We start from the raw sequence: 21,335 nt of genomic DNA, 5'->3' as shown, positions 1-21,335 counted from the left end.
GGATGGTTTCGGTCCGCCCCTAAAAACAATCTACCCAATCACAAAAAAAAGCCAGCCCCCCGACAGGGGCTGGCTTCGTCGTCGCTGTGGACGGTGAGATCTATTCGTAGGCGAAGGTCTTGTTCGGGTAGTCCGGGAGATGCGGCATCGCCTGGCTCGGGAACTGACCGGTCAAGGCGTTCAGGAAGGCGACGATATCGTTCACCTGCTGTTCGCTGAGATCCTTGTTGAGCTGGGTCTTGCCCATGACCTGAACAGCGGTCGGCAGGTCCATGACCTTGCCGTTATGGAAGTAAGGTGCGGTCAGCGCGATGTTGCGCAGCGTCGGCACCTTGTAGAAGTGCTTGTCCGCTTCGTTCTTGGTCACTTCGGCCCGTCCGATATCCTTTTCGAAACCGTACTTGGCTTCCAGCGCGGCATCGGGGAAGGTCGGGAACTTCATGAAGAAACCCGTGCCCGCGGCCTGTGTCGGACCGTTGAACGCCGGCCCGCTATGGCAACTGACGCAACCGACCTCGGCAAAGGTGTTCATGCCGCGAACCTGCTGCTCGGTCAGCACACCGGTCTTGCCATTGACGTGCTGGTCATACGGGCTGTTGGGTGTGATCAGCGTCCGCTCATACGCGGCGATCGCCCTAGCTGCATTGTCGACGTTGATCGCGTCCGCGCTGCCGAAGGCTGCTGCAAAGCCTTGGCGGTAGCCGGGGATTTCCTTCAGCCGGGCAACGACGTCATCCCAGCTCTTCATGCCCATCTCGATGGGGTTCGTGACCGGGCCCTTGGCCTGGGCTTCCAGGCTATCCGCACGGCCGTCCCAGAACTGCACGGAGTTGAAGGCCGAGTTCCACACGGTCGGGGCGCTGCGTCCACCGACTTGCCCCTTGACCCCCACCGATCCGCCGCGGTTATCTTCGCCGCCAGCCATGACGTTGTGGCAGGAGTTGCAGGAAACCGTACCGCTGGATGACAGTCGCGGGTCCATGTAGAGCATCTTGCCCAGTTCGACCTTCGCGGGGGTGGTGGGATTGTCGGCCGGTTCCGGGGCCTTGGTCGGCAATGCCTGCCATTGGGCAGCCATGACTGCACCACTCACACCGGTCGCCGCCAAGGTTGCGGCAAGCCCGAAATATTTGAACTTCGACATCTGTGACTCCTCAGGTTTAGACGTTACGCGACAGTCCGACATGCAAAGGACCGACAACGGTAAAGCGGCTTTCGTGGAGTGGCGCCAACCCCATCGGGTGGGCGCACCCCGACTTGCCCTGGCTGCGCCTTGCCGTCGGATCCCTCGTTCTTGTGATGTTCAGCGCGCATCTTATAGTGAATAAACCCGCCCAATGCAACACGATCGGGTGGCCTACCCTGCTGGATGGGCCACTCTGCGGCTCAGTGCTTGGTGGCGGGTGATTCGGCTGCAGCGACGAGATGCTTCGGGATCGCGATCAGGTCGAAGGATTCCAGATAGCGGGCGACCAGTTCGGCGCTGACGTTAACTTGAACCTGTGGAGTGGGTACGTTGATCTCCTGACGACTCAGGCGCTCGATCCGGTTGGCCAGGATGCTGACGCTGCAAATCACCCCAAGTCCGAATCCGACAGCCAGGAACAGCAGGTACATTAGGATATCCATCGATGGTCACTCTCTTTTGCGGTCGTCGTGCCGTGTAGCGGCACTCTCGAGGTTTCGACCACCATTTCGTGGCGTCGACAGAACGCGTTTTCAAGTCCTGGTCTCGTCTCGGGGCATCGCGCCGCCCCGGTCGCTAGACTTAATGGCAACGCGCTTCGGCGGGGCTGATTTGTTTCCCGCAGCAGCCTTGGGCCGTACTGCGGCTCTAGCGTGTCATGACCCCGAGCCGCCCATCGACGCGATGGCGAGAGTTCACATGAACATAAACGGATTGGCAGAAACGCTACGCGCGCATGACGCTTGGCGGCAGCGTCTGATCGAGTCGATCGAACGCTATCGCGTCTGGCTGCTCGTAGCAGGACTCGGGGGCGATGCCCTGCTGACGGAGCTGGATCGGATGCGGGAGACGGTGGAGTCGGACGTCCTTACCGTGGCGTTCCTGGCCGAGTTCTCCCGGGGCAAGACCGAACTCATCAACGCGCTGTTCTTTGCTGATACCGGGCTGCGGTTGCTGCCGTCTTCGCCAGGGCGCACGACCATGTGCCCCACTGAAATTTTTTGCGATCCCAGTGGCGAAAGCTATATCAGACTGATCGGCATCGAAACGCGTTTGTCCGCCGAGAACCTGAACGCGTTGAAGCGTGATCCCCGGTGTTGGCAGCAGATCCCGCTCGATGCTGGCTCGCCCCTGCAGATGCAGGAGGCCTTCCGCGCGTTGTCCGCCACGAAGCGGGTGCCGCGCCAGGAGGCGGAACGTCTCGGTCTATCTACCGAAGACGCATGTCACGCGTGCCCCGGCCCGGCGGACGTCGTGGAAATTCCTTCTTGGCGGCATGCGCTGATCAGTTTTCCTCACCCTTTGTTGCAGCGCGGTCTGGTTGTCGTCGATACGCCGGGGCTCAATGCCCTCGGTACGGAACCCGAGTTGACTCTTAGTCTCCTGCCCAGGGCGCAGGCTGTGGTGTTTGTCGTCGCGGCGGACAGCGGCGTCAGCAAGAGCGATATGGACGTTTGGCGCTGTCATGTCAGGGGTGAGCGGCAGACGCGGCGCAAGGGGCTCATTGTTGTGCTCAACAAGATCGATTCGGTCTGGGACGAGTTGAATACCGAAACGGAACTCGAGGCCATGCTTCAGCAGCAGGTGGAGAGCACCGCCCGTACGCTGAACGTGGAATCTCGCGAGGTCTTTCCGATCTCGGCCAAGCAGGGTCTGTTGGCCAAGATCCGGGGCGATGGTTCCTTGCTGAGACGATCGCGCTTGATGAGCCTCGAGCGTTATCTGGCGGACAACATCGTGCATATACGTCAGGAAATACTGGTTGAGAATGTTGTGCGGGTCCTGGCTCGCGAGTTGGAGCAGTGGCGCGCGATCGTTAACGAGCGCGCGCAGAGCCTTGACGCGCAACTCGCCGAACTTCGTGAACTGGGGTTGCGGAACGATGCCTTCAGCCGCCGTTTGCTGGAGCAGGCTCAAGCTGAGCAAGCCGCCTACGCCACGGCGGTGGAGGCGCTGACGAAGGATGTTCGGACCTTTTCGGAGACAGCTCAATCGCTGCAGGAGGTCGTGGCGCCGGGACGTATCCAGGCCATCGTCGACCGAACCCGGCGCAGCATGTCCGACAGTCTGACCACGTTCGGCATGAAGACCGCGATGAAACAAGTGCTGGAAGAACTACGCGGCGCGCTCGGGTCGGCCGCCGAGAAGGGCGAAGGAGCCGGCGTCCTGGCCAGCGCGATTTTCTCACAGTTCGTCGCCGACCCTGCCTTGGGGGAGTTGAAGCCGGCCGAGTTCTCGATGGAGGCCTATCAGACCGAACTGGAGGAGATCTTCGAACAGGGCGAGCAGTTTCGCGCCAGCGCGTCTTCGACGTCGATGTACCAGACCGTCGTCATCAGCCGCCTCTACGGTACGCTTATCGCGCGGGCTCAAGTCCTGTTTCAGCTGGCATATGACGAATGCTCGGCGTGGGCCGCCACGGTTTTCGTGCCGCTACTCGAGCGCCTGCGGGAGCGCAGACTTTCGATCGAAGGCCGTGTCGATATGTACCGGAAGGTGCACGAGCGTGCCGAAGCTCTCGATACGGAGATCACCGCTCTGAGCACCGCGCTGGACGACACCCGCGCCCAATTGGATGAACTCGCCGAGATCCGGCGTCTCACTGCCGCTGTTGAACGGTCTCTTGGCGGCGGACCGGTCGAGGCAGACTCCGCCGCTGACGCGTAGCCGGGCCCGCCGACCTGCCGTTAGGTGTCGATCGGGTCGCTGAGGCCTGGGACAACAGCCACCCCCGCCGAGCGACCATCCTCTTTTTGCCGTGGCTCGACTGATAGATCCTCCAGATCGTCGTCATCACAAGCGAGCCGGGGCCGTCGCCACAGATCAAGGCAGGCCGAAGGGGCCAGGCTGTGGCCGGACGCCGTAGCCCATTCCGGCATTCATCCTCACCCAGCTTTCCGCCAGGAGCGGCTGCGCTCGAACCCGCGTCGTGCGATATGGCTTTGCCGTTTCAGTCCCGTGAATAAGTTGGTGATTTGACTCAGTACTAGGGTATTTCCCGAATCAGATAAGAACCTGCTTGAAATGGATGGCGCGGATCCAAAGGGCTCTGCTCATGGCACGTTTATTGTGCACGTAAACCACGGATCGCTCGACCGTTGTGCCGGAGCTCCGCGCTGGGCACATCCGCTATCGATCCGACATGGAAACTCCAACTTAGCCAAGACACACGAGATCAAGCTTATGAAATTCAATCTGCGAACGACGATTGCCGCCTTGATGGCCGGTTCGGCCCTGGCTTCCGGTGCCGCGAATGCGATCAGCGTCACCGACCTGGGCTCGGTGCCCGCCGCAAAGAATGGTTCGATTGCACTGACCGGTACGGCTCCGGTATACGCGTGGGACGGTCAGAACGGAATCACCCCGGACTGTGGTTGGGCCCACAACAGCAAGTGGTATACGTTCACGGTGCCCTGGAATGCCACCGTACAGATTACGATGGGCACGGGATCGGACACGATGCATCCGGCTTTCTCCGTTTGGCAGACCAATGGCAGCTTTGTCGGCTCCAATCACCTCTCGCACGACTACAACCAGATCAGCCTGGAGGGGACCAGCAGCTTCCTGAAGCCGCAGACTCCGGGTGGCGACGGGGCAACGGCCTTCGTGGGTTATGCCAACTCCGGGATTCCGTTCACGAACTGCGACGGGCAAGCCGTGAAGAAGGGCACGCCGACGCTGTCCCTGGTCGAGCCCGGCTCGACGGCGGCCTTCTCGAAGACGCTCAAGCCCGGTCAGTACCTGATCGTTTTGGGCGGCAGCTGCAACGCGGCTGATTGCGGCACGGGTGGCCCGGGACCGCATGGCTTCAACTACTCGCTCGACATCCGCAAGGCGCCGATTCTGCCGTTGCCGGTGGCCCCGTAGGGGACACTGCACTCTGCGTCGCGGCAGGGAGCCGTATAAGTTTCGCTTCGGCCTAGACCTTGTCCCGGCCGGGTGTGCGACTCGCCTGGCGGGTCCGCTGGAAACGGGGTTCAGGGAAGCTCACCCATTGATAGGGTCGGGTCGAAGCCATCGATGAGGTCCCTTGATTGCGCCATGCGGTTGTGCGGGGCCGAATCGCTCTCGATTTTCCCGCGCCGCTGGAACGGTCCGCTGATTCGACTGCCCCTTCCCGAAGGGGCCTTTCGGCCAGCCCTGGACCTCCCCGCACTACGCCAGTCGGCGCGCCTGGCCTTGTGTCAGGTCAAGGGTGTCCGGCCAGTCTCGACATTTGCCCTTGCCTCAGGGCTTCGAACGCGGTCGGCTCGATACTGAGCTCGCCGATGAAAGGGTGATCCATCGCCACGATAAAGAAGATCATCAGGCCGATAAAGGTTGCGACCAGCCCGATCAGTAGCATGTGCGTTCGTAAGGGTTCGATGCGCAGCACGTAAAGCAGGATCATGTTCAGAATCGCGCCGGCCAGCACGATGCCCCAGAGGATGGGCGGGAGTCCGTTGCCGATACTGGAAATCCGGTCCCTGCGCAGCTCAAACATGACATTGAACTGCTCGATTGCCTCGCCAAACAGCACCGACTCGCGCTCGGTCCGCGGCTCGAACTCGACGAGGCGCTTCTGGAAAGCGTTGATGCGAGAGTCAGCGTCGATGGGCACGCGGCCCTTGCGGTGTTCGGGCCACGCGCTATCGATCACGAAATCGAGATAGTCGCGGAGCAGCGCCCGCAGTTCCACGGATGCCGGTTCAGGCAGCGCGGACACGTCGCGGTCCAGGGCTGACAGCGCCGACGCCTCATGCATGATCAGATCCTCCGACGCGTCGAAGTTATCCCAGGTGGCGACGGCAATCAGCCCGAGTGTGATGCCGTAGAACACTCCATATGAGCCAATGATCGCCCCCACGGCTTCATTGTGGTCTTCGAGGGCTTGGGAAAAGAAGCGCCGCACGAACCGTCGCGACACCCGTTGGCCAAGGATCGAGCCTCCGGTGAACATGACCAGGATAAGCAGGCAGAGCAACCAGTTCGGCAGGTCGTAAAGCCAGGAAATCTGCAGCATGAGGAGTTGGGCCAGTATTTGTGTCTGGAAAATGTCGCGGGGTGGGGCCTGACAAGGCAGGTTATCCCGCAGCTTATCGAATTCTCGGCATTGGTACAGCCTCTGGGTACGTGATTGCAGTGCGTGATCGGCGCGGACCAAGCCGCTGCCGCGCTGTGCTGTTGGACCCTCCCTTCATCCCGCGGCCATCCGATGGTAGTCACCAGCGGGATCTCGCCGCACAGTACAAGCTCCGCGAAGCGGAACCGAGCGGACGGCAGACGCAGCGATTGCTCGGACGGATATCGGGTTCCCGCAAAAGCGCTAAGTAAGCGTACGGATCCAACGCGCGATGAATTTGGTCTACCTTCACCTACCTAATACGACGCGCAGAATCGTTCGCCAGCAAACCCGTGGTGGGGCACCGGGCGGGGCAAAGCGTCCGGGGGCCGTGGCCCAGCGGTCATGCCACGCAACTCGACAATCCGTAAGGTGGAACATCTTCGCGCTGCGTGAAAACTCCATGCTGGCCCCGCCGGATCGCGTCGTGCTCCAGGGGGCCGGGTTTCGTCCGCATCCGGCGCAAGCGGTGGATTGGCGTGGGTTCATTGGATGAGGACTTGCGAAGTGGTTGACGACTGCGTGAAGCGGAAGCAGAGCTGGGATGACTTCGTTGCCTGGGAGCCTTGTACCGGGTTCATGCAGTCGTCGTGGTGGTCGGATTTCATGGCATCGACCGGATGGGATCACTTCGGTATGGTGCTGCGGGACCGGGGAACTATCGTCGGCGGTGCGACGATCTGGAGATGGACCTACGACGCGGAACACTGCTTCTACTTCGTGCCGGAAGGGCCGGTGTTGATGCAAGCGGACGCGATTGCCGATCAGGCGCAGGTTTTCGAGGCGTTCATGGGTTTCATTGACGAGAAGCGTCGGCATGACACCTGCGTGGTGAGTCACCTCAGGATAGAGCCACCATGGGAAAGGCTACCGGCTTTTGTGCATGAATTTCGCGAGGTGGGTGAGTATTTTCATGTCCCCAGAGATACCTTGTTGATTGACCTGACGCTCAGTGACACGGACATCCTCTCGCAGATGAAGTCGAAAGGTCGCTACAACGTGGGTGTTGCGCGGAAACATGGCGTAGCGATCGTTGAGGACACCTCGGAACGCGGTGTACTCGACTTTTGCCAAATGCAGAGCGAGATGTGTGAAAGAAAGGAAATCAAGGGGCACGGACTGGACTACTTCCAGAGGTTGATCCCTTTGCTGGCGCAAATGGGGCATGGTGCCGTCTATTTTGCAGAGTACCGAGGCATCCGGTTGGCAGCAGCGGTGGTGATCATCTTCGGCAACGTGGCGACCTATCTGTACGGCGCATCCCGGGCGACCCACCGCAACGTGATGGCGCCTTATCTCTTGCATTTTCACATCATGCAGGAGGCGAAGGCTCGCGGTTGCGAGATCTATGATCTATTCGGTATTTCTCCACAGCATGAAGGACAGAATGGCTGGGCCAGCTTCAGTGAATTCAAGCGAAAACTCGGGGGGCGCGAGATGAGTTGGGTTCCGTCTCTGGATCATGTATACGATTCGGGTGCTTACGCCCACTATCAAGAGAGCCTTCGGGCGGAGCAGGACGCGTAAGCCGGCTTGCTCTCCAATCAAGTGTTTCCAATCACGGAACGAACGTGATGGGAAACAAGCCTTTTGAGCTGATCGGGTCAATGATTGCATCCTGATTGATGCCAGTACGTCAATAATGCCACGTGGCTGGTTAGATCACTCCGCCCGAGTTCGTTTCTGTTGGTGCGTTGGTGCATTCATTCATGTTTATCAATACGCGTTTCCTGGCGTGGATTAAAATTTCCTGCCAAGTACCGATGTTACGTCCGTCATCCAGTTTTATGTCTTTGACTGCTCGCGTCGTAGCATTTGCTTCGCGTATTTAAACACTTCAATATTTCCCTCTGAAATACGTTGCTACCGCAATTTATCATATGAGTAAGTCGATAGATATAGGTAGTGATTCCGATTTGAATGCCGGATTTATTTGTTAATCTATTTACGCCGCCATTGCCTGCCTAGCGGTGGCTCAATGGGGGGCGCAATGTCGCTTTAAGCGATGAGACAGCGCTGGGCGGCGAGCTTATCAATACAAGTCTTCGATATCTGTCGCCGTCCAGGTTTTGTGTTTTTTTATCACGGAGAAACGTCATGCGTGAGCTAAAAGTAGAGGAAATGGAGTTGGTTTCTGGCGGCGGAAAGGGTGGCGGATACTACGATCCCCCGAAGCATAAGCATCACGATCACCATCATCACAAGCACGCGAAGTATCCGAAGCACGACCATCATCCCAAGTACCCGAAGTACGGCAAGTGCTAGGGCCTCGTGATGGTGTGGAGACTTCCATGAAGGGAATGGGCCACATAATAAGCCGCAAAGGGATGTAAGGCACGGCACGGATGCGCGTGCATCGAGGATCGGTGCGGTAGGCCATCGGGAGGCCGGTACGTGGAGGTCGAGGTCGTCCCGGCGAGGAGTCGGGGCGGCCTCTTTTGCATCTACACGACAGTCATGCTTCTCCCGCCGACCAGGAAATGGTCGTAATGGTTGTCTTTCTGAGCCGGACCCTGGCTGTTGGTCGTGCTGCCCAATGGTCGCTTTTTCGGATGCGCTGCCATGAATCAGTCGCTTTTTCGTCCTGAAGTGCTTGCGGAGAGTCAGGCTCAGTGGCTGGGAACGGTGCTGCTTGCCCCCCGGCTGTCCCATCGACTGTTTTTTGTCTTCGCCACCCTGGCGGGCGGAGCTGTACTGAGTTTGCTGCTCTTTGGCCAGTACACCCGTAAGGCTCAGATCAATGGTTGGCTCGTACCGCAGCAGGGTATGGTTCGGGTGTTTGCGCCGCAGGCCGGTGTCGTGTCCGAGTTGCGGGTGCGTGAGGGCAGCCAGGTGCGGAAAGGGGCACATTTGGCCGTGGTCTCCACCGAGTTGCTGAGTGTCACGCGGGGCGCCACCCAGCAGGAGGTCGCCCGCCAACTGGTCGCGCGGCGGGACAGCCTAAAGGCGGAGTCGGAAGTCCAGAAAAAGCTCCATGCCCAGCGCGCTTCCGCGTTGTCGGAACGCATCGCGGCGCTGGAACGGGAGCGCGAGCACCTGGAACGCGAGATCGAGCTGCAGCGGGAACGGTTGGCTCTTGCGGAGCAGTCGTCGGCCCGGTTCCGGCAGTTGATCGAACGGGGCTTCGTATCGGTGCAGCAACTGCAGGAGAGAGAGGAGGGACGGCTCGACCAGGCTCTCAAGCTGCGCGACCTCGAGCGGAGCCTGACCAACACCAAACGGGATTTGGTCACGTTGCGGAGCGAACAGCAGCAGTTGCCGCTCACTGGCCGCACGCAGCTCGCGCAGATCGAACGGAACATCGCCGAGTTGGAGCAAAGCCTTGCCGAAGCCGAGTCGCGCCGCCAGTTGGTGATTCAGGCGCCGCAGGACGGAACCGTGACGGCCATCCAGGCCGAGTTGGGGGGCGGCGCGAACGTAACCGCGCCACTGCTGAGCATTCTGCCTGAGGACTCGACCCTGGAAGCCCATCTGTTCAGTCCCAGCCGCTCCGTCGGTTTTCTGAGGACCGGGCAGCGCGTGCTGCTGCGCTATCAGGCGTACCCATATCAGAAGTTCGGTCAATACGAGGGGCATGTAGAGCACGTGTCCCGCTCGGCGCTGAGTCCGGGTGAACTGCCGCCGCAGTTGTCCGGCCTGGCCAGCGTCCTCGAGGCCAAAGAGCCCGTGTATAGGGTGACTGTCAGACTGGTGCGCCAGACGGTCAGTGCCTACGGCAAGCCAGTGCCGCTGCAGCCGGGCATGCAGGTTGAAGCCAGCGTCGTGATCGAGCAGCGGCGCCTGTTTGAATGGATGCTTGATCCCCTGTACACCTTGACGGGAAATCTGCACGGATGAAGGCCCTGGATGCGCTTGCGCTGGGTTGGCATAACGCCCGAGTCCCGATGGTGCTGCAGACCGAAGCGGCTGAGTGTGGGCTCGCGTGCCTCGTCATGCTGCTGCACCATCACGGCCATCGCACGGACCTGGCAGACTTGCGGCGCCGCTTCGGTGTATCGCTGAAGGGCTCTACGCTTCAGGACCTGATCCGGGTCGCCGCCCAGATCGGCTTGGCGGCCCGGCCCGTCCGGGTGGAACTCGACGAGCTCTCGCTGCTGACTGCGCCATGCATCCTGCACTGGGACCTGAACCATTTCGTCCTGCTGACGGAGGTCGGTCGCGGCGGCGTGGTGATACACGATCCTGCGATGGGGGTTCGCCGGCTCAAGATGCCCCAGGTTTCAAAGAGCTTCACCGGGGTGGCACTGGAGCTGGCTCCCACGGGCGGTTTCGCGCCATCCGAGGCCCCGGCGCGTGTCCGGGTTCGCGCGTTGCTCGGGCGCGTGGTCGGCTTGAAGCGCTCGCTAGCGCAGCTACTGGGACTCGCATTGGCCATCGAAGTCTTTGCGATAACCGGCCCGCTCTTCATGCAGTGGGTCGTCGATCATGCGCTGGTCACTGCCGATCGCGATCTGCTGATCACATTGGCCCTGGGCTTTTCGATGCTGCTGGTGTTGCAGACCGCGGTGGGCGCCATGCGTGGCTGGATGGTGATGATGCTCAGCGCATCGCTGAAGGTGCAGGGTCGCGCGAATCTCTTCGCCCATCTCGTCAACCTGCCGGCAGCGTACTTTCAGACCCGATATCTGGGGGACGTCATGTCGCGCTTCGGTTCACAGGAAGTCATTCTGGAGGCGATCACCACGGAACTGGTTGAAGCCGTGCTGGATGGTGTCATGGCCAGTCTGACGCTGGCCATCATGTTCGTCTTCTCGCCGCCACTGGCGGCCGTTGTATTGCTGGGGGCTGTTCTCTATGGCCTCCTGCGGTGGGTATCGTTTCTGCCGCTGCGCGAAGCGTCGGCCGAAGCAATCGTCTGGGCCGCACGGCGGGACAGCCACTTTCTTGAGACCTTGCGCGGGATTACCGCGATCAAGTTGTTCAACGCTCAGGAGCTTCGCGAAACGCGTTGGCTCAATCTTTTAGTGGAGACGGTCAACCGCGAACTGACGATGCAGAAGCTTCAGTTTGTATTTCGCACGGCCCATCAACTGTTGCTGGGCGGGCTGACGATTCTGGTGGTCTGGCTCGGGGCGGAACGCATTCTAGAGAACGCGCTCTCCGTGGGCATGTTGCTCGCGTTTATCGCCTACAAGGAGCAGTTTCTGAGCCGAGTCAGCGAACTGATCAACAAGGCCGTCGACCTGCGGATGCTCGGGTTGCATGCCGAGCGCCTCGCCGACATTGCCTTGACGCCCCCAGAGACACGGGGTTTGACGCCGGTCCGGCGTGACGATCAGGCGCCCGCGGCCGTCGAAGTGCGCGGCGTGCGGTTCAGGTACAGCGAGAATGACCGCTGGGTGTTGGACGGGGTGGACTTTCGCGTTGATCCGGGCGAATTCGTGGCGGTTGTCGGGGCGTCCGGATGCGGCAAGACGACCTTGCTGAAGATACTCGCGAGCCTGGTGCGGGCCGAGCGCGGTGAGGTCCTGATCAATGGCGAGACCCTGACCCGCCTTGGGGTCGAGAACTACCGCTCCATGATTGGTGTCGTGATGCAGGAAGATCAGCTGTTCGCCGGTTCCATCGCCGATAACATCAGCTTTTTCGCAGGTAGCGCCGATTCCGATCGCATCGAGGAGTGCGCGAAGCTCGCGGCGATTTTCGAGGACATCCAGGCGATGCCGATGAAGTTCAACACCTTGATCGGCGACATGGGTACGGTCTTGTCGGGTGGGCAGAAGCAGCGGGTGCTGATCGCGCGCGCCTTATACCATCGGCCCGGCATCTTGCTGCTGGATGAAGCCACCAGCCATCTTGACCTGGGTTGCGAGCGGGCGGTCAATGCCGCGATCCGCGCGACGGATGTGACCCGCATCATCGTCGCGCACCGCCCGGAAACTATCCGTTCGGCGGATCGGCTCATCGTTCTCGAACAGGGTAGAGTGGTGAAGAACTTCCAGGTGCTGGTCGACGACAAGGAATTCAACCCCGGCCTTGCCGGTATCCTGCCGGGTTAGGGGAACAGCCGGCGCGCCTTGCCCAAGGGTTAAGCGCGGCGCTACCCCGCCTACCGCAGTGTCGAAGGGGCTTGCTCGTCCCGGCGGGATGCCGCTCGCCTGCCTTCGGTCCCTTTGTAGGACCCTGTCTGGAGCCATCGGGTGTAGACGGCCGTTCCGCTCATCGTAAGGAAGCCTGTGTTCACGGTCCGGCCGAAGGCCGCGGTCCGGTGCCGTCCTGGCCCGCGGCGCTCGATGGAAACCGGCAGTTTAGATACGGGTGTCGAAGAACTGCACGACCAGTGTCGGATTGAACGCGGTAGCGCCGGTTTCCGTGTTCTGCAGGTAGCCCATGAAATAGACGTCCATGGTCTGTCCGGCGGTGCAGGGAGCAATGCGTTGCGTTGCACCCGATTCAGACATTCCGTCGGTCCAGGCAGCCACGTAGTGGGCCGAGTTGCTATGCATCGCGGTCGGCGCTGCGTCGTTGATCGCGATGCTGAACCCTATTCCGACGTAGGTCCAGCCGCCCACGGCGGGCCAGAACCCGAACTGGGAGGTCGCGTTCGCAACGATGTTCCCGGCCTTAGGGCAAACGACGGTCACCCTGCGCAACTGGGTTGCCGCGTGGAAATCGTTGCTGGTGATCACCACCGAGGGAGTCGAGCTGGAGTCGAACCAACTGATCGCCTGCGCCAAGTCGGCAGACAGCAGGCCTGCCATCAAGGCCGCAAGCATAAGGACCGGACGTGTACGTTGCGTCATGAAAGTCACCTTCAGGTTGGGTTGTCGGAAGTCGATGCGCTGTTTCGGCCCGTGCATGATAGCGAGCGATGCCAGCCCGGAAATACGTAAATATTTGCCGGAAAAGCAGTGATTTAGATACAGTCTTATCCGGATTCGTCACGCTTGACGACGTGCTCCTGTCCGGCGCGACCTGCCGCATCTCTCGAAGCTGGGCGCGCGTAGGTGGACGGGGAGGAGGGGATAGGGCTCTACTGCCCTGCAGACCCAAGCATGGTCAAGAGTGGGTCAGGCCGGGGCGGATGCAACGCAGTGCGAGCCGACCTGGGCCGGAGCTCTGAGCAGCCGTGGCCCGTTACGCTGCGAATACACCATGGGCGCGCCATAGCGGGTGATGACCCGCCAGCCCAGACTCCCTATTGGACCGTTTGACAGCCGGCGATGCCGGACCTACGCTCTGATTCACAGCAGTGATCGGCTTCGATGGTGGCAAGGCCGGCCGCGCTGCCGGCGCCTTTCGCGTCGTGCGAATTCGCTACGTCTAGCGACGCCGTCTCTCGGGTGGGCGAAGCGCTACCGTGGGCCTGTCTGCTTGCGATTCAGCACAAAGTTGGCACCTGCGTGCGCACCGCCGCTTCTGTGCCCGGTCCGCTGCATTCGCGCGACCGGTTTAGAGTGCGCGAGACGCAAGTCCGCGCCGCCTGGGTGACGCAAACGACGGCCAACGAGCGACACACCAACCACAACTGATGGGGTTCGAGGTTCGACGCGATGCAGTCTTTGCTGAATTTTTGCGGTGGTCTGCCGGAACGGAGATTTGCTGAAGGGGAGATCTTGTTGGTGGAAGGAGGGGCCGACAAGGTCTTGTACGTGCTGATCGATGGGGAAATCGAGGTCTTGAAGGGTCCTACCCAGGTCAATACCCAGTCCGAGCCCGGTGCGATGTTCGGCGAGCTTGCCGTGTTGCTGGATGTACCGCACACCGCTACGGTGCGGGCCACGGTACCCACCCGGACGTATGTCGTCGAGAACGCCGAGGCTTTCCTGCAGGGTAATCCCGACCTGAGTTTCCAATTGGCCAAGCTGCTGGCACGAAAGCTGAACAGCATCACGACTTATCTGGTCGACCTGAAGAACCAGTTCGAGGACCGCGAGGATCACCTGGGCATGGTCAACGAGGTGCTCGAGAGTCTGCTGCATGAGTCCGTCGAGGACGCCTCGCCCGGCTCCGATCGCTACCCCGACGCGACTATCTGAGCCAGTCGGGGAGTTCGGTCAGTTCCGGTATGGGACGCATCAGTGGCCGGCTGAGTGGCACGATCTCGGCTCCGGCCAGCGAGAACCACAGCGCCGTCTTTGCCTCGGTATCGATGACGATATGGGTAGGGCATGGGCCGATCTGCCTGCCGGGATTGAATACCCAGGTCAATCCCAGACGGTCCACCCACGATCCGCCCTGGCGGAATGGCGACTGGTGGATATGGCCCGTGATGACCATATCCGGCTGGTGACGCGCGATCCATTCGACGAGTTGTCGGTCGCCGAAATGTTTCTGTCCTCCCCAACTGGTTGGTGACTCATCGGGAGGGGCGTGGTAAACCCAGATCCAGCGGTCTTTCGGCTTTTCGGCATCGCGCTCGAGCTGTACCTCAACGCGGGCCCGGCTTTCCGGGCCGTCCCACCAAGGGCAGATGGTAAACAGCGCATCCTGCACGATCACACAGTCGTTGTCCGTCGGCACACCGCTGTGCCGCGCCCTCAGTATCCATTTGGCGAACTTTTCGCCATCGGCGTTGCGTGCATCGAGGTCGTGGTTTCCCGAGCACACGATCACCCGAGTCTTGGACTGCAGCCGCTTGAGGTAGGTCAAAATCACGGTGACTTGGGCGGGAAGCGCCACGGTCGAGGAGATATCCAGATGGTCTCCGGCGATGACCACCAGATCGAATTTCTCGGCCGCCTGCAATACCCAGTCGAACTGCTTCAGCGTGTAGTGCAGATCGGAAACGACGAGACACTTCATCAGAAGGAATGCCGTGCGCGTACCGACGGGGTATCGTCGAAACAGCCGAATCGCAGGGGTCTCATGCGGCAGGTAAGGGTTATGTCTCGGGCCGACATTCTACGCCGGCACAGCCGTCACTCACAGTGCGACGGCCCGATATGCCACAGATCGGTTCTCCGGTCGCTGGCAAACACGGGCCGGGAACGGGTCAAGGCCTTCTGGCCGATGAGGGGCGCCCGGTTCGGGACGGCCACGGGAGTCCTGCAGGACACGGGTTTGCCGGTCATGCCAGGTAACGTACGGCAGAAGCTCGCACCAATCGGCGTTCGCCTGTGTATGATTGGTGCCGGTGAATGTTTGACGCTGATCATCAGGACCCTGTCGGGTTCGCTGCGCGGCCAAAGATGTCTGGTTTCCTCCGGAAAGAATTAAGGGAGTTCCTATGGTTCCACGTTTCCTGTCCGCGGTGGCGATGTTCACTGCCGGTTCGTTGTTGGCTGCCTCGAGCTTCGCGGCGACGGACAAACCCAATATCGTGATCATCTGGGGCGATGACGTTGGGCAGTCGAACATCAGTACCTACACCAAGGGCATGATGGGTTACCGCACGCCCAATATCGACCGGATCGCGAACGAGGGCATCACCTTCACGGATTACTACGCGGAACAGAGCTGCACCGCCGGCCGCTCCGCTTTCATCACCGGTCAGAGCGTATTCCGCACCGGCCTCAGCAAGGTCGGCATGCCCGGCGCCGACACTGGCTTGCGCAAGGAGGACGCCACCATCGCCGAGCTGTTGAAAGCCCAGGGCTATGCGACGGGACAGTTCGGCAAAAACCATCTCGGCGACAAGGACGAGTTTCTGCCGACCAATCACGGTTTCGACGAGTTCTACGGCAACCTCTACCACCTGAATGCCGAGGAGGAGCCGGAACTGGCGGACTACCCGAAGGACTCGGATTTTCCCGATTTCCGCAAGCGATTCGGCCCCCGCGGCGTGATCCACAGTTTTGCCGACGGCAGGATCGAGGATACAGGGCCCCTGACCAGGAAGCGCATGGAAACGATCGACGACGATGTCGCCGCCCGTGCTGCCGAATTCATCGATAAACAGGCCAAGGCCGGCAAGCCGATGTTCGTCTGGGTCAACTTCACCCACATGCACTTTCGCACGCACGTTAAGCCGGAGAGTCGCGGGCAGTCCGGGCGCTGGCAGAGCGAATACCACGACGTCATGATCGATCATGACAAGAACGTCGGTACCGTGCTCGCGAAGATCGACGAACTGGGCTTGGGCGACAACACCATCGTCATGTACAGCACCGATAATGGGCCGCACGCCAACACGTGGCCGGATGGGGCGACCACGCCGTTCCGCAGCGAAAAGAACACCAACTGGGAAGGCGCGTACCGCGTGCCGGCCATGGTCCGCTGGCCGGGCAAGATCAAGCCGGGTAGCGTATCGAACGACATCGTCTCGCATCTGGACTGGGCTCCGACGCTGCTGGCCGCTGCCGGAGTGCCTGACATCAAGGAAAAGCTGCTGAAGGGCTATAAGGCCGGCGCCAAGACCTATAAGGTGCACCTCGACGGCTACAACCTCGTGCCCTACCTGACCGGGCAGGTCCCAAAGAGTCCGCGGCAGGAGTTCTTCTATTTCTCCGACGACGGCGATCTGACGGGTCTTCGCTACGACAACTGGAAGGTTGTATTTGCCCAGCAGCGCGGTGCCGGCACACTCGCGGTTTGGGGCGAACCGTTCGTGAAGACGCGTATTCCGTGGTTGTACAACCTGAGGACGGACCCCTACGAGCGAGCCACGGTTACGTCGAACACCTATTGGGACTGGTATCTGGACCACGCCTACCTGTTGCTGCCGGCGGCCGATTACGTGGGCCGCTTCCTGCAGACATTCAAGGAGTACCCGCCCCGCCAGAAGGCGGCCAGCTTTACCATCGACCAGGTGCTGGAGCAGCTAAAGGCACCGCCCAGCCAGTAACGCGCGGCGGGACCGGGCGGTTGGTAGCCGGGTCCCGCCTTTTGTTCGCATCCGGAGTTCGTCCATGCCTTTCCGTATGTCGCAATTCGTCTTCTGGTCCGGCGTCTACAACGCCGGCCTGGCCGGTGTCCTGCTGTGCCCGCCGGTCTATCGTGCGCTGGGGTTGAACATCTGCTCGCCGGTCTGGGGCTGGTTGATTGCCGGCTTTCTGGCGTTCACCAGCGCGGTTCTGATCCTGAGCGCCCGCGACCTGCCGGCCCGTGCGTCGTTCGTCTACTGGGAGGCGCCGTTGCGTTATGTCGCGGCGCTGGTATTGATCCCGGCGGGCCTGTTCGGCGACATCGGGGTCGTTGCGGCGCTGCTCGGTCTCGGCGACCTGCTGATCGGCCTGGTGTATACGTTCGGTTTGTCCAAGGAACTCGTGCGGTCGCATGCCGACCTGGCTTTCGATCGGGGTCCCAAGTCGTAGGATGGGTGAGCCTGAGTCCGTTGCCCGCCCAGTGCCATAGGCCCCTTGCGTCACGCGCAAGAGGCAATCCGGAGAGCCTGCCGCATGCGCCGTGAGTGCGGTGGCTCGCAATGCGCGACCGGATGCCCCCCATCGACATGTTCGTGCAGCATTCGGGCGCTAGAGTGATCGCGCCCGCATGTAGCTTGCGTCCGGCCGTTCAACCCCGCGGCACCGGGCAATTACCCTCTCCCATTGATCGGATTGAACCCATGATCGCGACAAACACACCGTGTCGGTTCGCGGTGCGCATGCTGACTCTGGCAGCGCTGGTAGCGACGTTCAGTGGTTGCGGTGCACTGCGTCCGCGGCATGCGCCGCCGGCTGCAGTGGAACCCCAGGTGCAGGTGCCGGGCATGCCCGATGTCCGTGTTTGGGGCGATGCCTTCAGCCCCGCGTTTCAGGCCGATATCGTCGAATCGGTTCGACAGGAGCAGCGGAGCGGTTTGTTCAGGGAGGGCGATACCGTCAGCATTCTCGCCATTTCCGGCGGCGGAGGGGACGGGGCTTTCGGCGCCGGGCTGCTCTATGGCTGGACCCAGGCCGGCAACCGGCCGAGCTTCAAGATGGTGACCGGCGTCAGTACCGGCGCGCTGACGGCGCCCTTCGCGTTCCTGGGGCCAGCCTACGACGAGCAGCTCAAGAAGGTCTACACGACGATATCGTCGCATGACATCCTGAAATTGAAATCCTTTTTCAGCTGGCTGCGCGGTGATTCGATCAGCCTGAATGATCCGCTCGCGAAGCTGACCGCAGAGTACGTCAACGACGCGATGCTGAAGGATATTGCCGCAGAACATCAGAAGGGCCGTCGCCTCTACATCGGTACGACCGCGCTGGACGCGCAGCGGCCGGTGGTCTGGAACATGGGCGCGATCGCCGCATCGGGCCATCCGGATGCGGCGGCCTTGTTTCGCAAGATCATGATCGCCTCCGCGGCGGTTCCGGTGGCCTTTCCGCCGGCCTACATCGAGGCCGAAGCCAATGGCCGTCGCTACGACGAGATGCATGTCGACGGCGGCGTCGCCAATCAGGTATTTCTGTACGGTCCGATGCTGGACATGGCATCGGCCAGAAAGGAACTGGGCGTGTCACGACCGCGGCGGAGCTTTCGCGTGTTCGTGCTGCGCAACTCGCGTCTGAAGCCGAGTTGGGACGAGATCACTCCGCTGATACGCGACATCGCGCCGCGCTCGGTGTCGTCACTGATCAAGGCGCAGGGTCTCGGTGACCTTTATCGGATCTATGCGACGACGCTAACCGATGGACTGGATTTCAACCTGGCCTTCATCCCCGACTCGCTGGACACGAATCGCTCGGACGAGTTCGACACACGGGTCATGAATGTGCTGTTCGACACCGGCCACGATCTGGCTCGGAATGGCTACCGTTGGTTCAAGATGCCGCCGGGGCTCAACGGCGCGGGTAACGGGGGTGGTGAGCCGCCCCGGCAGCGGATGGGGGAAGGCGGCGCCCCGTAAGGCTTTCGGCTGGCGCCCGCGCGCCAGTCTCGCTGTCGTCTGCGCCCTTCCGGACCGCGGAACATTCTCAGACTCCCTGTCGATCCGTTGCGCTGCCGCCGGGCTGCTGCTTGCGCAGCCAGAACGAGAACATCATGAAAGTCCAGCCGCGCAGTGCAATGTCGACGCTGACCGCGAAGGCCAGCAACCATCCTGGTGTGACCGGTTTAATCCAGATCGTCAGACCCAGTACAAGGGAGATTCCCGCCCCAATTGCGATCGACCGCCTGTCGGGCAATTGCGCGGCATAGGCAAGCGCGGTGCGGACCGCTGCCTTGACGATCAGGTAGGCGATGACTAGCAGCACCAGCCGCTCGGGCGTGCCGCCGAGGCTGAACAACATGATCAGCCCGACGACCAGATCGAACACGCCCATGTTCAGGTGCAACACGAAATCGCCCAGTTTCGTTGCCAAAACCGTGTCGAAGATTTCCAGGCAGCCGAGGGCGAAGACCAGCAGCGCGGCCAGGGGCAACACCGAGAAGCCGGTCGCGCGTAGGATCGTCGCGTCCGGATTCAACCAGGCGCCCAACGCCAACGACCCTCCCGCCATGAACAAGGCCGCGCCGCGCAGCAGCAGCAGCTTCCAGTCGGTGCCGAAGCGTTCGAAGCGGACGAATCGGTCTCTGATCTGCATCATCTGTCCTCCTATGCCGCGCGGTGCCCATGTTCCAACCAAACCGGCCGGCAGGCAACCGCGCAGGTGTATTTTTCGCTGCCGCATCCACCGCGCGCTCAGGGACGATCCCGGGCCGACCTCCTGCCTGACTGCGGAATTCGTTGCGAGCTTGACCGTTTTCCGGACATGATGCTCGGGTTTGCGGGGGTGCGCCTATGCGCACCGGGGAATTGTGGACTCGGCAGGGCGACGGTCGCAGCGTTCCTCTGCCGGTCAGTGCCGGACATGGCGTCGGGCCGTGTGAGGCCTGCTTGCTCCAGTGCGCATCAAAGCGCCAATGACGAAGAACACTTGACGAGAACGATAAGGAAAGAACGATGCATCGACGCTGTCTGCTGATCACGCTGGGTCTTGCGGCATCGGCCGCCTACTGGGTTCCGGCCGGGGCCGCCGAAAGCTATGAATCGCCCCCGGTCTTCCAGGCCGCACGGGTCCTGCCTCCGAACCTGCTGAAAGGGCCGTATCACAAGGTCGGGTCCAGCGTGCGCAACGACGGCACCATGAATCACTACACGGTTGAATCGAAGTTCGGTCGGGTAACCGCCGATTCGACCGCGGAACTCAGGATCCGCATCGACGAGATGAGGGCGCTTGCCGCCATGCAGAAGGTCGACACGACGGAACAGTTGGCGCGGCAGGCCAAGCAGGGAGGGAAGGATGCGCTGCAGGGAGCGAAAGGGCTGGTCACGAATCCGGTCGGAACCCTGAAGGGTGCCTTCACCGGTCTCGGCAAAGTCGCCGAGCGTGCGGGCGACGCGCTGATGGGCGACCCACCCAGCGATGCCGAGGACAGCCGCTTCGAGAATGCGATCGGGTTTTCGTCGACCAAACGCGCGTATGCGGCAGAGTTCCGGGTGGATCCTTATTCGACGAATCCGCTGCTGCAGAAGCGACTCGAAGAGATCGCCTGGTGGGGCTACAGTGGCAAGCTTGCCGCAAGCGCGGTTTCAGCCGCGATTCCCGGCGGCGTTGGCGCTTTCGTATCCGCCTCGAAGACCAGCAACTGGCTGGAAGGGATTCCAGTGCAGACCCCGCCGTCTGACCTCCGCAAGGCCAATCGCCAGAAGTTGCTGGATATGGGCGTGTCGACCGATGCCACGGACCTGTTCCTGGCCAACACTGTGTACTCCCCGGTCTATCAAACCAAGCTGGTCTCGGCCCTCGCGCGCATGAATGGTACGGCCGACCGCGGCCACTTCGTCAAGTTCGCAGTGCTCGCGCGCAGTGCCCAGGTTGCATTCTTTCGTGCTCGTCAAGCTGAGATGTACGCGAATTTCCACGCCAAGCAGGGACGTATCGAACGCTTCGTGCCGGTGGGTACGAATGCCGCGGCGCGTCTAGCGAACGGGACGATTCTGTTTTGTTTTCCGACGGACTATCTGGTTTGGACGGAAACGAATGCGGCGCTAGCATCCGCGCTCGACAGACACGTCGCCAGTCTGAACGATACGCGGGGCAAGGAAATCAGATTGACTGGCGGAGTCAGCCCGCGAGCGCGTGAGGCGCTGGAAGGGCTGGGGTGGAAAGTGAGCGATCGACAGGAGGTATTGGCGGACTGATCCCCTGCCGGGCCAGGCCCGAAGTCAGGAAGTGTCGCGGGTCATGAACGCGATGC

17 protein-coding genes are annotated in these 21,335 nt (G+C 61.4%); 11 read left to right on the top strand and 6 right to left on the bottom strand.

What is annotated here, in order from left to right; translation table 11 throughout:
* Positions 1 to 100: 100 nt before the first annotated feature.
* On the bottom strand, positions 101 to 1,144 hold the full coding sequence (locus tag ACW73L_RS16665) for a cytochrome-c peroxidase (protein WP_498923640.1): 1,044 nt from the start codon (positions 1,142 to 1,144) through the stop codon (positions 101 to 103).
* Between the two features lie 242 nt (positions 1,145 to 1,386).
* Entirely contained in the window at positions 1,387 to 1,629 is a 243-nt protein-coding gene (locus ACW73L_RS16660) for a hypothetical protein (protein ID WP_129882733.1), read from the bottom strand.
* Between the two features lie 256 nt (positions 1,630 to 1,885).
* Here ACW73L_RS16660 and ACW73L_RS16655 point away from each other — a divergent pair, with 256 nt between their 5' ends.
* Complete coding sequence (locus ACW73L_RS16655) at positions 1,886 to 3,853, top strand: dynamin family protein (RefSeq protein ID WP_498923637.1); 1,968 nt, start codon at positions 1,886 to 1,888, stop codon at positions 3,851 to 3,853.
* A gap of 516 nt (positions 3,854 to 4,369) precedes the next feature.
* On the top strand, positions 4,370 to 5,053 hold the full coding sequence (locus tag ACW73L_RS16650) for a hypothetical protein (protein ID WP_129882735.1): 684 nt from the start codon (positions 4,370 to 4,372) through the stop codon (positions 5,051 to 5,053).
* A gap of 322 nt (positions 5,054 to 5,375) precedes the next feature.
* On the opposite strand, the gene ACW73L_RS16645 is transcribed toward ACW73L_RS16650, so the two are convergent.
* On the bottom strand, positions 5,376 to 6,188 hold the full coding sequence (locus tag ACW73L_RS16645) for a bestrophin-like domain (RefSeq protein ID WP_498923635.1): 813 nt from the start codon (positions 6,186 to 6,188) through the stop codon (positions 5,376 to 5,378).
* 606 nt (positions 6,189 to 6,794) lie between these two features.
* On the opposite strand from ACW73L_RS16645, the gene ACW73L_RS16640 reads away from it, so the two are divergent.
* The 4 genes from ACW73L_RS16640 to ACW73L_RS16625 all read left to right on the top strand — a co-directional run bounded on the left by ACW73L_RS16640 (position 6,795) and on the right by ACW73L_RS16625 (position 12,286).
* Positions 6,795 to 7,814, top strand: a complete 1,020-nt coding sequence (locus tag ACW73L_RS16640; RefSeq protein WP_498923633.1) for a lipid II:glycine glycyltransferase FemX — start codon at positions 6,795 to 6,797, stop codon at positions 7,812 to 7,814.
* A 570-nt stretch (positions 7,815 to 8,384) separates the two neighbouring features.
* Positions 8,385 to 8,552: a hypothetical protein gene (locus ACW73L_RS16635; RefSeq protein WP_498923631.1), complete on the top strand. Its 168-nt coding sequence runs from the start codon at positions 8,385 to 8,387 to the stop codon at positions 8,550 to 8,552.
* 297 nt (positions 8,553 to 8,849) lie between these two features.
* Positions 8,850 to 10,124, top strand: coding sequence for an HlyD family secretion protein (locus ACW73L_RS16630; protein ID WP_498923630.1), 1,275 nt, complete (start codon positions 8,850 to 8,852; stop codon positions 10,122 to 10,124).
* Entirely contained in the window at positions 10,121 to 12,286 is a 2,166-nt protein-coding gene (locus ACW73L_RS16625; protein WP_498923628.1) for a peptidase domain-containing ABC transporter, read from the top strand. Before ACW73L_RS16630 ends, ACW73L_RS16625 begins: the two co-directional genes overlap by 4 nt.
* 249 nt (positions 12,287 to 12,535) lie before the next feature.
* On the opposite strand, the gene ACW73L_RS16620 is transcribed toward ACW73L_RS16625, so the two are convergent.
* Positions 12,536 to 13,087 carry a hypothetical protein gene (locus tag ACW73L_RS16620; protein ID WP_498923626.1) on the bottom strand — a complete coding sequence of 184 codons (552 nt, stop codon included), beginning with the start codon at positions 13,085 to 13,087 and terminating at the stop codon, positions 12,536 to 12,538.
* Between the two features lie 693 nt (positions 13,088 to 13,780).
* Here ACW73L_RS16620 and ACW73L_RS16615 point away from each other — a divergent pair.
* Positions 13,781 to 14,266: a cyclic nucleotide-binding domain-containing protein gene (locus ACW73L_RS16615; RefSeq protein ID WP_498923625.1), complete on the top strand. Its 486-nt coding sequence runs from the start codon at positions 13,781 to 13,783 to the stop codon at positions 14,264 to 14,266.
* Here ACW73L_RS16615 and ACW73L_RS16610 read toward each other — a convergent pair.
* On the bottom strand, positions 14,259 to 15,032 hold the full coding sequence (locus ACW73L_RS16610) for a metallophosphoesterase family protein (protein WP_498923624.1): 774 nt from the start codon (positions 15,030 to 15,032) through the stop codon (positions 14,259 to 14,261). The two genes, ACW73L_RS16615 and ACW73L_RS16610, sit on opposite strands and share 8 nt — an antisense overlap.
* 424 nt (positions 15,033 to 15,456) lie before the next feature.
* Here ACW73L_RS16610 and ACW73L_RS16605 point away from each other — a divergent pair, with 424 nt between their 5' ends.
* From ACW73L_RS16605 to ACW73L_RS16595, 3 genes are all read left to right on the top strand, one after another.
* On the top strand, positions 15,457 to 17,013 hold the full coding sequence (locus tag ACW73L_RS16605; protein ID WP_498923623.1) for an arylsulfatase: 1,557 nt from the start codon (positions 15,457 to 15,459) through the stop codon (positions 17,011 to 17,013).
* Between the two features lie 64 nt (positions 17,014 to 17,077).
* Complete coding sequence (locus tag ACW73L_RS16600) at positions 17,078 to 17,482, top strand: hypothetical protein (protein WP_498923621.1); 405 nt, start codon at positions 17,078 to 17,080, stop codon at positions 17,480 to 17,482.
* 251 nt (positions 17,483 to 17,733) lie between these two features.
* Positions 17,734 to 19,002 (top strand): patatin-like phospholipase family protein, encoded by a 1,269-nt coding sequence (locus ACW73L_RS16595; RefSeq protein ID WP_498923620.1) that lies wholly within the window; start codon positions 17,734 to 17,736, stop codon positions 19,000 to 19,002.
* 67 nt (positions 19,003 to 19,069) lie between these two features.
* Here the strand turns inward: ACW73L_RS16595 and ACW73L_RS16590 are convergent, their stop codons facing one another.
* A complete protein-coding gene (locus ACW73L_RS16590) occupies positions 19,070 to 19,678 on the bottom strand; it encodes an HdeD family acid-resistance protein (protein WP_498923618.1) in 609 nt (202 codons plus the stop codon).
* Positions 19,679 to 20,037: 359 nt separating this feature from the next.
* Here ACW73L_RS16590 and ACW73L_RS16585 point away from each other — a divergent pair, with 359 nt between their 5' ends.
* Positions 20,038 to 21,279 (top strand): hypothetical protein, encoded by a 1,242-nt coding sequence (locus tag ACW73L_RS16585; protein WP_498923616.1) that lies wholly within the window; start codon positions 20,038 to 20,040, stop codon positions 21,277 to 21,279.
* The last annotated feature ends 56 nt before the right edge of the window (positions 21,280 to 21,335 follow it).

The organism is Methylolobus aquaticus, from assembly GCF_054172105.1.
The sequence above is the reverse complement of the archived record's forward strand: the minus strand, read 5'-3'. Positions and strand labels throughout refer to the sequence as shown.

What these genes read in the sequence shown, in the direction of transcription:
- ACW73L_RS16585 (WP_498923616.1), top strand. Translation starts at nt 20,038, where the DNA reads ATGCATCGACGCTGTCTGCTGATCACGCTGGGTCTTGCGGCATCGGCC.
- ACW73L_RS16645 (WP_498923635.1), bottom strand. Translation starts at nt 6,188, where the DNA reads ATGCTGCAGATTTCCTGGCTTTACGACCTGCCGAACTGGTTGCTCTGC.
- ACW73L_RS16625 (WP_498923628.1), top strand. Translation starts at nt 10,121, where the DNA reads ATGAAGGCCCTGGATGCGCTTGCGCTGGGTTGGCATAACGCCCGAGTC.
- ACW73L_RS16590 (WP_498923618.1), bottom strand. Translation starts at nt 19,678, where the DNA reads ATGCAGATCAGAGACCGATTCGTCCGCTTCGAACGCTTCGGCACCGAC.
- ACW73L_RS16630 (WP_498923630.1), top strand. Translation starts at nt 8,850, where the DNA reads ATGAATCAGTCGCTTTTTCGTCCTGAAGTGCTTGCGGAGAGTCAGGCT.
- ACW73L_RS16650 (WP_129882735.1), top strand. Translation starts at nt 4,370, where the DNA reads ATGAAATTCAATCTGCGAACGACGATTGCCGCCTTGATGGCCGGTTCG.
- ACW73L_RS16605 (WP_498923623.1), top strand. Translation starts at nt 15,457, where the DNA reads ATGGTTCCACGTTTCCTGTCCGCGGTGGCGATGTTCACTGCCGGTTCG.
- ACW73L_RS16600 (WP_498923621.1), top strand. Translation starts at nt 17,078, where the DNA reads ATGCCTTTCCGTATGTCGCAATTCGTCTTCTGGTCCGGCGTCTACAAC.
- ACW73L_RS16610 (WP_498923624.1), bottom strand. Translation starts at nt 15,032, where the DNA reads ATGAAGTGTCTCGTCGTTTCCGATCTGCACTACACGCTGAAGCAGTTC.
- ACW73L_RS16665 (WP_498923640.1), bottom strand. Translation starts at nt 1,144, where the DNA reads ATGTCGAAGTTCAAATATTTCGGGCTTGCCGCAACCTTGGCGGCGACC.
- ACW73L_RS16620 (WP_498923626.1), bottom strand. Translation starts at nt 13,087, where the DNA reads ATGCACGGGCCGAAACAGCGCATCGACTTCCGACAACCCAACCTGAAG.
- ACW73L_RS16635 (WP_498923631.1), top strand. Translation starts at nt 8,385, where the DNA reads ATGCGTGAGCTAAAAGTAGAGGAAATGGAGTTGGTTTCTGGCGGCGGA.
- ACW73L_RS16615 (WP_498923625.1), top strand. Translation starts at nt 13,781, where the DNA reads ATGCAGTCTTTGCTGAATTTTTGCGGTGGTCTGCCGGAACGGAGATTT.
- ACW73L_RS16595 (WP_498923620.1), top strand. Translation starts at nt 17,734, where the DNA reads ATGATCGCGACAAACACACCGTGTCGGTTCGCGGTGCGCATGCTGACT.
- ACW73L_RS16655 (WP_498923637.1), top strand. Translation starts at nt 1,886, where the DNA reads ATGAACATAAACGGATTGGCAGAAACGCTACGCGCGCATGACGCTTGG.
- ACW73L_RS16660 (WP_129882733.1), bottom strand. Translation starts at nt 1,629, where the DNA reads ATGGATATCCTAATGTACCTGCTGTTCCTGGCTGTCGGATTCGGACTT.